Origin of the sequence: Ruminococcus sp. CAG:57 (assembly GCF_000435935.1) — a bacterium.
GTDB classification, from domain to species: Bacteria; Bacillota; Clostridia; order Oscillospirales; family Ruminococcaceae; genus Hominimerdicola; species Hominimerdicola aceti.
This window is the reverse complement of record NZ_FR890742.1, coordinates 1-11647: the sequence shown is the minus strand read 5'-3', so window position 1 is coordinate 11647 and position 11647 is coordinate 1. Positions and strand designations below refer to the sequence as shown.

Here is an 11647-nt window from a genome sequence, read left to right as displayed (position 1 = left end):
TATATGCAATCGGTACTTCTGGTAACGTAACATTTGCTCAGTGGTCTGACGTTTCGGATCCTTCAAAGGGTGTTCTTGGTCAGTATCCTGATCCTTGCAAGGATGCAGATAAGGCTAACAAGGCATTCTCTTCTACAAAGATCTCTAGCTGGGGTTAATCTTAACTTTAACTTTGAATCTTCAAGAACCGCTCATTTGAGCGGTTCTTTTTTTGTCTGAAAATATATAAAATAGCCAATGAGAATAGATTGCCTTTGTGCAAATGGTAAAATTGAGTAATAAAGCTTGCCTTTTCCTTGACAAAATCGGGTAAATTTTGTATAATGTACTTGTCGAAATATTAAATGGGGATCAATATTTTGATGAAAGAATTGAGGGAAAGACATGAATAAAAAAGGCTTTACTTTGGTGGAGCTTGTGGTGGTTATTGCCATTATTGGCGTGCTTGCGGCTATTCTTGTGCCAACTATGATGAGTTATATCAGAAAAGCGAAGCTTAAAAGCGCAAACAGTAATGCAAAGATAGTGTTCAATACTGTAAATGCGGTCGTGACGGATATGCAATGTGAGGGCAAAGATATCGACGTTCAGTCATGTACGGCTGTGGTCGATTGCACCGCAGAGCCTGACGAATCCAAAAAACTTGAAAAAGCCGTCCATGACGCACTTAACGTCAATGGTGACAATGCAGGCTATGCCTTTTGGATTGCAGGGGAGGACGGCAGATATAAGCTTGCACAGTGGTGTGATACAAGTTCGCCAAGGTCTAAAGGCATTGTAGGGCAGTATCCTGACCCTGTGAACAAACCTGACGATCTTCCTGAAAATTTCAGTTGGGGCGTTAAATTCTGAAACTATTGACGATCTGTCATTGCCGTGGAATAATTAAGATAACAAAAAAGAGGCATACTGCTGTAAGCGGTTTACCTCTAAGGGAAATAGTTATAATAAATAACCGTCCTATGTGGTAGTTGGGCGGTTATTTCTTTTTATTGCAGACATTGAGTACAAGCCTAATTATGTCAATATTTGTCGCAAAAAGTTTTACAAAAACATTGACTAATTTCTTAATAAATGGTATAATTTATATGTCAATTATTTTTTTGGAGGATATTAATGAAAGAGAAATTTAAAAGCTGGGCGTTCAGCAAAGAGCATGGAAAATGCGATGTTATAACGCTGATAATATACCTGCTTGGTGTTTGCACTGTATCGTTTTTTCATGAACCGTGGTTTGATGAAGCTCAGGCGTGGGCGATTGCACGTTCTGGAACTATAAAGGAGATACTTTTTGAGATACCACACTATGAGGGACACCCACCACTATGGCATTTGATATTGGTGCCTTTCGCAAAGCTTGGCGCTCCCTATGAGCTGTCCCTTGCGGCAGTCAATATATTTTTCATGACTCTTGCTGTGGCGGTCTTGCTTTTCAAGTCACCTTTTCCAAAGCTGATACGTTGTCTGTTGCCGTTTAACTTCTTCCTGTTTTATCAGTATGGCGTTATAAGCAGACCCTATTGCATACTTGTGCTTGCGATTTTCCTTGCGGCAGTGTGCTATAAGAATAGAAATGAACACCCTGTAAAATACCTTTTGTGCCTTGCGCTCATGTGCGCTGTGCATTCATATGGCATAATGATTGCGGGCTGTCTGTGTATCGTGTGGCTCATAGAAATTTTTACAGAGTATAAAAAAAGCGGAAAACTTGCAGACATACTGAAAGACCGCCGCTGTTGGCTGATGTTTTGTCTGCTGATATTTGCGATGTTGGTCATGGCGGCTATTGTGCCGGATGAAAATGTGTACCTTGGCGGTAAAATGTCAAATGAAACAGAAAAGAAATTTGACTTTAGCTGTATAAATATTCTGTTTTGCTTTGTGATCTTTTCTGACTCGATAATCACATCGTTTTTTAATTATGCTGGTGTTCCAAGCGAGATAGCAAGCCAGATCCCTGTTATCGTTGTTTCTATCCTGCTTGTGGCACTATTTGTGACGATAACATACAGAAATAAAAAACTGCTGACTTTTTTGCTTCCATATGGAGTGCTTTCCATATTCGGCTCTTTTGTTTATATATCTCCACACCACATAGGCGTTATAACAGCGTTTGTGATCTTTGTTCTTTGGATAATAGTTGATGAAAACGGCAAAGTTCTGCTGCCTGAGTACATGAACAAAATATCGGCTAAAATTGGAAAGAAACTTAAAGTTATTTTAAAAGCCATTGCATTTCTACCATTGCTGATACCAATTGCATGGAGCTGTACATCATCATATTTTGATATTCGCTATCCATATTGGTTTGATGAAGCCGCTGACTTTATAAAAGAATACCACCTTGATGATTATAAGATCATTGGCTATTGGCAGCAGGTTCTTAATGGTGAAATAGATGATGATGCTTTCTGGAATGTTGATGAAGCTGATTATATGTGGCATGATTATCCAAATCTACAGGGCATATCCGTTGCATTAAACCCATATTTTGATAAAAATATATTTTGTTATTTCAATATTGATAAACATGACAAAACGTTTCAGTACTATCGGGCTAATACCCAGAAAGAAGCGGAAGAAGAATTTTCCAAGTGGCGAGAGCAGGGAGAACCTGATGTAGTCATAGAGCGTTGTGAGATAACAAAGGCATATCCTGACATAGACGTTGATAATTATGTGGCTGTCAAGAGAATATATTTCTATAAACCATATAAATTTGAGACCTATGACCAATATATCACCATCTATGTAACAAAAGACCTGTTCAATAAGATCGGCACTCTTGAAGAATTGACCGCAAAAAAGCTATACTAGAAACGATATGACAAAAAGTTTGTTTTTGGATTAATTATCCGAAAATGCTTGATTTTTCCTTGATGATGTGTTAAAATAATACATGAAACAGAAAACGTTTTACGATGGAGATTTTAATGTGAAAAAGCTTGACCTTGACAAGATAATAAAATTTGTATTGACTTCTGGAATAGGTTTTGTGCTTGATTTCATATCCTACTTTATGATGACGCAGCTAATAAATATCAGTGTTGTTTATGCGAATTTTACAAGCTCAATAATAGGCGCAACATTTGTTTTCATAGTTTCTACGAGAAAGATATTTATACATGATAATTCAAAGATCCCATTAATGTGCAAATATATTTTGTATATAATGTATCAGCTTATCATGATAACGGTGGCGTCGTTGCTGATCTCTTATGTAAATAAATTTCTGTCAGCATCAACGGATATATCATTGATAGTTAAATACAGCAAAATGTTATCGAAGATCTTGGTAACGCCGCTGACGCTTTCGTGCAACTATATTTTTATGAGGACGATTTCCAAGCTGTAATATGACATATATCGATGAAGGAGAAGCGTTATGAAGAAAGATAAGATCATGGTGTTTATACCTGTCTATAATTGTGAGAAGCAGATCACGAGAGTGCTTTCACAAATCAATGACGATGTGCTTACATATGTTGATGAGATCATTGTGGTAAACAATTTAAGCACGGATAATACAGTAAAGGTTACACAGGATTACCTTTTGCAGCATAGAGAACTTCCGTGTAAGATAATAAATAATAATGCAAATTTTAATCTTGGCGGATCACACAAAGTTGCTTTTAATTATGCTTTAGAAAATGATTTTGATTACGTTATTGTCCTCCATGGCGACGATCAGGCGGATATCAGAGACTTTTTGCCAATTCTGAAAAAGAGAAGTTATAAAAGGGCTGATTGCGTTTTGGGTGGTAGATTTGAATCAAGATCTTGCCTGATAGGTTATTCAAAAAAGCGCATACTTGGAAACCATGTTTTTAATCTTATCTATTCACTGGCAGCTGGAAAGTCTATAAGAGATATGGGTTCAGGACTTAATATGTACAGCACCAATATGCTCAAAAGTAAATTTTACATTGGTCTGTCGGATTCATTGTATTTCAATGCTGAAATGCTGCTGTTCTCAGCATATTATAATGTTGATTTCAAGTTTTATCCGATCACATGGCGTGAGGAAGATCAGGTATCAAATGCAAAATTATTTAATTTGTCATATAATTTGTTTGTCATGGCTTTGCGATATAGGCTTAACAAAAAGAAGTATATAGATTCCTACTGCAAAAAAGATATATATAAGGGAAAGATCATTTTTGATAATACTGTTGGGGGAGAACGATGAAAAATTTCCATTTAGTAATGCCAATGGGCGGCAAGGGACAGCGCTTTTTCAATGACGGGTATGTAGCCCCTAAACCATTGATCGAGATACATGACAGACCATTCTTCTATTGGTCCACTATGTCAATACTGAAGTATAATCCAGATTGTGATGTTACTTTTGTTGTGCTGAAAGAACATATAGAGAAGTTCGATATAAAAAATCGTATATTATCGTATTTCCCACAGGCTAGAGTGGAGGTAATACCTGAGGTTCTTGCAGGTGCAGTGCTGACTTGCATGGCAGGTGTAGAAAATATCAATGACGATAGACCAGTCTTGTTTAATGACTGCGATCACATGTTTTGTTGCTCTGAGTTCAATTTTATGGATAAAAAAAGTGCGGCAAAGTATGACGGCTTGTTGTTCACGTTTAAATCAGATCTGCCGCAGTTCAGCTATGCTTTGTGTGATGAAAATGGTGTTGTTATTAGAACTCAGGAGAAAGTTGTTATTAGTGAAAATGCAATATGCGGAGCATATTATTTCAGAAATAAGGACATTTTTCTTGAAAACGCCAAGAGATATTTGTCGGAGTGCGAATATAGTGAATATTTTATGAGCGGCGTGTATAACAGCATGATAAAGAATAAACTTATATCCGGTGTAGTGGGTACGGATTATCATATATCATTTGGTACACCTGCTGAGTATCAGGACGCAGTTGACAGACCGGAATTTGGAGAGCTGCTATGAACATTCTTATGTTTTTAGCTGCGCTGGCGGTGATAACTCTTGGACACTTTTTTAGAATTAGGCGTTGGAAAAGTTTTATATCGGTCTATGAAGATTCACATGATTCAGACTTGATGTTTTGCACAGGAATAGGTTATTTGGTGGATAATGTTCTGCCATTTCATGTTGGCGATATTGTCAGAGCAGCGATAATTGGCAAAAAACTAAAAAATGGTGTTGCATTTTCTCTTGCCGTGATAATCATAGATAGGATCTTAGATGTTTTCGTTGTAGCGTTCATTTATGGGACGATTTTTTTTGCCTCAGGGAAAAATCTGATGAATTTTATTTTCTTCACCGGTTTTTCAGCACTGCTACTGTTTTTTCTTTGGTTGTCAGTTACATTTAGCAAACGTTTTAAAAAGTGTGTGCTTGTATTTTCCTCAATATTTAATACGAAGATCCAGCTTTGCATCTTAGAATTTGTGTGGTCTTTTATCTGTACCATACGCAATACAGTGAAAAAGATCGACAAAACAAAGCTTGTTCTGAGAACACTTTGTATGTGGTCTTGCTACATTTTGTCATATCTGATGTATTCAAATTGCTTAAAAAACACGTCTTTCGTAGATGTTTTCAATAATTTGTTCAGCATAGATTCTTATTCTCCATTTGTTGATTATGTACGTCATGGTTTTTCTCACTATTATTTTATTTTCCTGCTGTTTAATTTCCTCACTTGTGTGTCTATAATAGTGGTCGCATTTTTTGAAAAATTCAAAAAATGCAGCTCTGAGAATAAAGGAGAGCTTATTATACCATATACAAATGAAAACAGCTGTCTTGACTTTTTGAAAATATATTTCTCAGATATCCGTGATAAAAACTATATTGACCGGTTTCTTGAAATAAATAAAGATGTAATTATATTGAGAAACTGTTCAGCAGGTTCAAATGCAACAACTTTGCAATGTATAAAAAGCGGAAGAATGGTGTATCGGAAGTATGCCTTTGGCAGTGACGGTGAAAAATTATTTGAACAGGTAAAGTGGCTTCAAAATAATAAAGATCAGCTGTATGTTACTGAGATCCTAGATGCGTATCAGAAAAATAATGTTTGTTACTATGATATGCCGTATCTTGGTGATTCTATAGGTTTGTTTGATTACATACATTCTATGCCTTTGGAGAGTTCTTGGAGAATAATGGAGAGCGTAGTCAGCGATCTTGAAAGCAATTATTCTAAGAAATATAGTTCCAAGGCTGACGCTGATACAATAAGGCAGTATTATGATAAAAAGATCAGATCCAACATAGATAAAATAATGAATGCACACGTTTTGAGCGAATTGACAAACTATGAAAAGGTTGTCATCAACGGTGAAACATATGATAATCTGACAATGTTTCTTGACAAATTATACTCCTTTGACTTTTGGAAAGAAATATTTGAAAATGACTATTATTCAGATATCCATGGAGATTTGACAGTAGAAAATATTGTGTGCAATATTAATTATCCCAAAGGGTATTATCTTATTGACCCAAATGGCGGAAATATCCATTCGTCGCCTAACCTTGACTATTCCAAGCTTCTGCAATCGCTTCATGGAAATTATGAGTTCTTTATGCACACAGCAAAGGTCAAAGTTAATAAAAATGAAATATCGTTTAAGATAACAAGAACTACGTCATATGACGTATTGTATAAAAGATTTGATAAGTATCTAAAAGACACGTTTGATGCCAAGAGAGTCAAAAGCATATATTTTCACGAGATAGTGCATTGGCTGAGACTGATGCCGTATAAAATAAATAATGACAGTGATCGTGCAGCAATGTTTTATGCAGGCCTTGTAATGGTTGTAAATGATATTTTTGAGGAGTTTGATAATATTGACAAAAGGATCGGAATTAAAGCTTGCAATGTTTGACCTAGATGGTACGCTTTTTGATACGAACAAGGCAAATTATCTTTCCTATAAAGAAGCCTGCAACGGCTTTTGTGATGTAAGCGAGGATTTTTTTTACGAGCATTGTATGGGAAAAAACTATAAGACTTTTTTGCCTCTTTTAGGAGTGGAGGATAAAGAAAATATAGAATTGATACATAAACGGAAAAGTGATAATTATAAGAGCTTTTTCTCTTTTATACGTCCTAATTTTTCACTTCTGAAGATAGCTGAACTGTTTAAGACAAATGGTTTAAAGATCGCAATAATAACAACCGCGTCAAGAAGCAATACTTCAACGCTTTTGAAGTTTTTCGATTATGATGATTTTTTTGATCTGGTGGTCACACAGGAAATGACAGATAAGACAAAACCTTTTCCTGACGGGTATCTTTATGCCATGAAGTATTTTCATTGCACGCCTGACGAAAGCATTATATTTGAAGATTCTGACGTTGGTTTGCAAGCTGCTCTTAAAACACAAACTGCGGTATATAAAATAGTACGCTTTTGAAGGGTGACACAATGAAAAATAAAACCAGAAATTTGATACCTGTGCTTGTAATAGTGCTGTATTCAATATTGTTCTTTGCTGTTATTTTGTCAAAGAATAGAAGTTCCCTTTATGTTGATGATAATATTCTTCAGTGGGGACCTGTTATAAATAAAGCATTCGATAATATTTTCAGCGGTAAGGGTATACCATATTGGAATTTTTATCAGTATAAAGGCATAAACATTTTCAGCAGCGGTTATTATGGCTTGCTGAATCCATTTATGTATGTTTCCTATGCCATAAGCCATTACCTTTTAAACGGTTTTCTTGAAACGCTAATTGTTTATGAAATAATTATGTATATGCTTGGTAATCTTATGATGTATAAGATACTGAGAACATTAAATTTGAAGCGTAGTACGATAATAATAGCGATGCTTACATATTCAACCAGCGTGATTTTTTTCCTTTTCAGCTTTTATTATTTTACTTTCAATAATTATTTCTTTATGCCGTTTTTAATGTGGACATTTATTCAGACCAACTCCAAAAGGATCCGCTATTTTATTCCTGGCATAGTTTTGGCTTTTTCCCTGCTAATGGGCCATGTTCAGTTCAGTTGTTATTATGTAATGGTATACTGTATTTTTCAAGTGGTCGCTTCTGTTCAAAAGAAAAAGTTAAAAGAATTAGTTCCGCTCATGACAAATTTGATGATATTTATAGGCTTGTCAAGCGGGATAATAATTGGGTCTATGAAAGTGTCAGGCGACAGAAGTCTGATACTTTCAGGCAATGAGGGCTTTTTCGACCTGAGCGTAGCTATTTCAAATATTTTCAAGCCTATATGTATAGTTTTATTTAATAATAAGACTATATCATATGGTAATTATATGAACTATATTGGCTTGGGCTTTTTTGCTTGGTTTTGTCTGCTGTATGCTGCATCGGCCATAAAAACGCTATACACAAAAACGGAATGTGGCATACAATTAGCTGTTAGCAAACTAACTTCACATGGCAAGATAAGCAATAAGTCAAGACTGTTATTATATGGTATCCTTTATTTTGCTTCGGTAAGAGCGGCTGTATACTATTTGTTTGAACAATATCATTACTCACCAATAGCAGACGCAGTGATAGTTATTCTTATCGCTATCAGTGTTGTGTGTTTGTTAGTGCATGATCAGAAAACCAATACCCATTATATGACATCACATAAATTAAGAGCAGGCTGTGTGCTGTTTTTGATACTCCTGTTTCTTGTGCTAAAGCTTGATTTTGTATTATATCTTGCAGCTATAGTATGCTATATTCACTTTTTCATAAAAGGAAAAGGTCAGAACAAATATAATGAGTCAGAAAAACTTATGCACATTTTTCTTTTTGCGGCAGTGTTCTTTGTGATAATGGCAGAGGGAAGTGGTCACGGGATCGCTGATATATTAGGTCATCTGCCTTTTATCAGTGAATTTCGCTTCCTGTATAAATGTTCATTTATTTATGTGCCGCTTATAATAGTGACGGGAGCATATAAGCTAGACAGCATGAAAAAATATTACAAACCAGTAATAATTGCTTCATTGGTAAGCGTCATTTTTTCATTCGTTGCTATACTCTATTTCATGCTCTCAGGAACTCACAATTTCATCAATAATAAGCACTATGATTATTGGGATTATAAGAACATTAAGCCAGAAGTTGAAAGCTTGCTTTATGAAAACCATATAGACCATAATTATAGATTTCTCACGATAGGAAAGATCTATAAAGATAATATGACGTATTCTAATAATCCTGTTGAATATAGTTCTAAGATATGTTTTTATGGCTTTACAAAAAATATTTGCACCGAGTATGGCTTGTTTTCCTTAAATGGTTATGATAATATATTTTCCAAAAAAGGCTTTGATCAGAGCAATGCAATAATGAAGGATATATCCACAGAGGGTATGATGTGCAATATGGTAGCATCACCATTAAGTTATCTGCAATATATGAAAGAGCCCGAATGGATAAATAAGTTTGAAGATCAGATGATATCAAACGGAGTAAAATATGTTCTGGTCGATAAAAATAGTCCGAAAGCTATTGAAGCATTCACCAAAGTCATTGAAAAATGCCCTAAATTGACGATATCAACTGTGCGTGATTGGACGCGTGGTATGGAGCTTATAGAAATAGACGGAGTTTCTCCTATCTGTTCCTATGGGGATAATATTGAAATTCCGATAAAAGCAGATTTGGATACGCTAAATTTTGATGCTGACTTTGCTAAGGATACCGAGATAGTTGTATCAATGACCTACGTTGATAATTACAAATTGACATTATATCAAGACGGAAGATCAGTAGGAGATGCTAAACTGACAGAAACCTCAGATGGCTATATTTCAGCAGTTATACCTAAGGGCAATTATACAGTGCAATTAAGCTATGAAAACAAGGGAATGGATATAACAGTGCTCATTGCCATATTCACAACAATAATTACATCGGCAGCAACCATTTATTTGTTTTTGGATAAAAGCCCCAAGACAACTAGCACTTGATTTGTATATATCGCTTCGACTGCCACAACTGCACGGACGTTTTGCCACAACTTGTTGCTGACTTCACGTGGGCAGTCAGCGACAAGTTCGTGGATATATTGTGCGGTTCAATAGTGGCAAGAGCGCGGTTTTGTAACCGTTAAAGTGCGGTTTTAAGTCAGTGCAGTTGCGGTTCTGTGGGCGGTATATACATTTTTCTACCCAAAATAAACCCCATAATACCTGCAAGCCTTTATCATAAAATCCTCGCTCACATCAAAATGTTGCGCAAGCAGATAAATGCTGTCCAGATTTTTCTTTATGGCTTTGATAAGCTCGCTTTTCGGTATCAGATTTTCTATCGCCCACTTGTCTGCACGGTATTCATGCTGTGAGATGTTGTCTGCCGTGGCGTATCTGTTGTAAAATGCACCCTTTACGCAGTGACCTATCTCGTGAGCAGTGCGCTCCTTCAAAAGCCTTGCAGGCGTCTGGCTGTCTATGCCGATCGCACAGCCTCCTGCGCCAAAAAGCGATATCGCCCCGCACTTCGGACAATCAATAAAATCTATAGTTATGTTCTCTCTACTGCAAATATCATACAATTCCTGTATGTTCGTCATCTCTCACTTTTCACCAGCCTTTCTGCGCTTTGCTTCCTCTCTGAGCATGACCATTTCTGCATACTGCTTGACCTCGTCAAACATTTCGTCCGTCACTCCAAGCGTGCCGTTGAATAATGCATATTTCAGCTTCGTGTCAAAATCTTCTTCCCTGCCAGATATAAGATATTGTACGCTCACTCCAAATCTGTTCGCTATCTTTGTAGAATTCTCTGCGGAAAGTCGTTCCGTCCTGCCTTTGCTCAGCTCAGATAAACAGCTCCTCGTTATAGACAGCTCCTTGCACATCTGCGATACCGTCATATTGTTCTCCTCGCATAGTTCTTTTATCCTTTTGTACATTTCAGTCATATTTTCTTCCTCCAATTGTGATGATTTCACAAAAGATACAGAAGTCTGTATCAAATTTGCTAATAGCTATTGACTTTTGCAGAAACCTGTAGTATACTGTATGTATCGTTAGTACAGATATCTGCATAAAATCTGGATTTGATATAATTATAATACATTTTCCTGTAAAAGTCAAGAGGATAAACCGCCCCCCTTTTTGACATCTCCGCCCCGAGAGATATACAGAAAACGGTTATCTGAAATGTCATTGCTTTATTTTATTTACAGTATATCATACTAACTGTCCAAATGTCTGTACAAAAAAGCGAAAGGAGAAAAATGTACAATAATATAGATTATTCCGTAGAGGTAAATTCCATAAAAAGGCTTGCACCCTCAGCGAGCCGGTATAATTTCAGAAGCGGTGGTAGCAGGGTTAATACAGCCGCACTGCGAAAGCTTTCACAGTATCGCAAACTAAGGTGGCAGGAGTGGAAACTTAAAGAGGATATCTGCGAAATGTCCTCACAGCTTGCCGCAGTGGGGGAGCATTGCGGCAGGGTAGCCCACAGAGGGAAAAAGCTTACTGACTTGTGGCTTGACCTTGCAAAGGTGCAGCTTCGCTTGAGAGAATGTGAGGAGCTTGCGGCAAAAATGCCAAAACGTTATCGTGGCGTGGTGAAAAGCCGCTATTTTGACGGCTCAAAGAAGCACCCACCTGAGTGGGGAAGCTCCGCCGCAGAGTTCGGCTTTCCCTTTGGAGGAGAAGAACTGCGAAGGCGAGTGACAAAGTGCCTGAATGATATATATAAC

At 36.7% G+C, this 11647-nt stretch carries 11 protein-coding genes; 9 read left to right on the top strand and 2 right to left on the bottom strand.

What is annotated here, in order from left to right; genetic code table 11:
- Positions 1-384 precede the first annotated feature (384 nt).
- The 8 genes from QVO88_RS07520 (at position 385) to QVO88_RS07485 (ending at position 9902) form a co-directional block, all read left to right on the top strand.
- A complete protein-coding gene (locus QVO88_RS07520) occupies positions 385-852 on the top strand; it encodes a type II secretion system protein (RefSeq protein ID WP_022287885.1) in 468 nt (155 codons plus the stop codon).
- 264 nt (positions 853-1116) lie between these two features.
- Positions 1117-2817: a hypothetical protein gene (locus QVO88_RS07515; protein WP_022287884.1), complete on the top strand. Its 1701-nt coding sequence runs from the start codon at positions 1117-1119 to the stop codon at positions 2815-2817.
- 118 nt (positions 2818-2935) lie between these two features.
- Positions 2936-3355, top strand: a complete 420-nt coding sequence (locus QVO88_RS07510) for a GtrA family protein (protein ID WP_022287883.1) — start codon at positions 2936-2938, stop codon at positions 3353-3355.
- A 30-nt stretch (positions 3356-3385) separates the two neighbouring features.
- The gene (locus QVO88_RS07505; RefSeq protein ID WP_022287882.1) at positions 3386-4189 is read left to right on the top strand and encodes a glycosyltransferase family 2 protein; all 804 of its coding nucleotides are present in this window, start codon (positions 3386-3388) and stop codon (positions 4187-4189) included.
- A complete protein-coding gene (locus QVO88_RS07500) occupies positions 4186-4923 on the top strand; it encodes a glycosyltransferase family 2 protein (protein ID WP_022287881.1) in 738 nt (245 codons plus the stop codon). The genes QVO88_RS07505 and QVO88_RS07500 overlap by 4 nt, the downstream gene beginning before the upstream one ends.
- Positions 4920-6836 carry a lysylphosphatidylglycerol synthase transmembrane domain-containing protein gene (locus QVO88_RS07495; RefSeq protein WP_022287880.1) on the top strand — a complete coding sequence of 639 codons (1917 nt, stop codon included), beginning with the start codon at positions 4920-4922 and terminating at the stop codon, positions 6834-6836. Before QVO88_RS07500 ends, QVO88_RS07495 begins: the two co-directional genes overlap by 4 nt.
- Positions 6799-7368, top strand: coding sequence for an HAD family phosphatase (locus QVO88_RS07490; protein WP_022287879.1), 570 nt, complete (start codon positions 6799-6801; stop codon positions 7366-7368). The genes QVO88_RS07495 and QVO88_RS07490 overlap by 38 nt, the downstream gene beginning before the upstream one ends.
- Before the next feature lie 11 nt (positions 7369-7379).
- Positions 7380-9902, top strand: a complete 2523-nt coding sequence (locus QVO88_RS07485) for a hypothetical protein (protein WP_022287878.1) — start codon at positions 7380-7382, stop codon at positions 9900-9902.
- Between the two features lie 197 nt (positions 9903-10099).
- On the opposite strand, the gene QVO88_RS07480 is transcribed toward QVO88_RS07485, so the two are convergent.
- Together QVO88_RS07480 and QVO88_RS07475 are read right to left on the bottom strand one after the other, a co-directional pair.
- Positions 10100-10504, bottom strand: coding sequence for an ImmA/IrrE family metallo-endopeptidase (locus QVO88_RS07480; protein ID WP_022287877.1), 405 nt, complete (start codon positions 10502-10504; stop codon positions 10100-10102).
- A 3-nt stretch (positions 10505-10507) separates the two neighbouring features.
- Entirely contained in the window at positions 10508-10855 is a 348-nt protein-coding gene (locus QVO88_RS07475) for a helix-turn-helix domain-containing protein (protein WP_022287876.1), read from the bottom strand.
- Positions 10856-11173: 318 nt separating this feature from the next.
- Between QVO88_RS07475 and QVO88_RS07470 the strand changes: the two genes are divergently transcribed.
- Positions 11174-11647, top strand: a 474-nt coding sequence (locus tag QVO88_RS07470) for a hypothetical protein (RefSeq protein ID WP_265290686.1), incomplete at its 3' end; no start/stop codon positions are given.

Excerpts from the sequence above, each read along its gene's own strand:
- QVO88_RS07500 (WP_022287881.1), top strand. The coding sequence starts at position 4,186 with ATGAAAAATTTCCATTTAGTAATGCCAATGGGCGGCAAGGGACAGCGC.
- QVO88_RS07515 (WP_022287884.1), top strand. The coding sequence starts at position 1,117 with ATGAAAGAGAAATTTAAAAGCTGGGCGTTCAGCAAAGAGCATGGAAAA.
- QVO88_RS07495 (WP_022287880.1), top strand. The coding sequence starts at position 4,920 with ATGAACATTCTTATGTTTTTAGCTGCGCTGGCGGTGATAACTCTTGGA.
- QVO88_RS07485 (WP_022287878.1), top strand. The coding sequence starts at position 7,380 with ATGAAAAATAAAACCAGAAATTTGATACCTGTGCTTGTAATAGTGCTG.
- QVO88_RS07520 (WP_022287885.1), top strand. The coding sequence starts at position 385 with ATGAATAAAAAAGGCTTTACTTTGGTGGAGCTTGTGGTGGTTATTGCC.
- QVO88_RS07475 (WP_022287876.1), bottom strand. The coding sequence starts at position 10,855 with ATGACTGAAATGTACAAAAGGATAAAAGAACTATGCGAGGAGAACAAT.
- QVO88_RS07480 (WP_022287877.1), bottom strand. The coding sequence starts at position 10,504 with ATGACGAACATACAGGAATTGTATGATATTTGCAGTAGAGAGAACATA.
- QVO88_RS07505 (WP_022287882.1), top strand. The coding sequence starts at position 3,386 with ATGAAGAAAGATAAGATCATGGTGTTTATACCTGTCTATAATTGTGAG.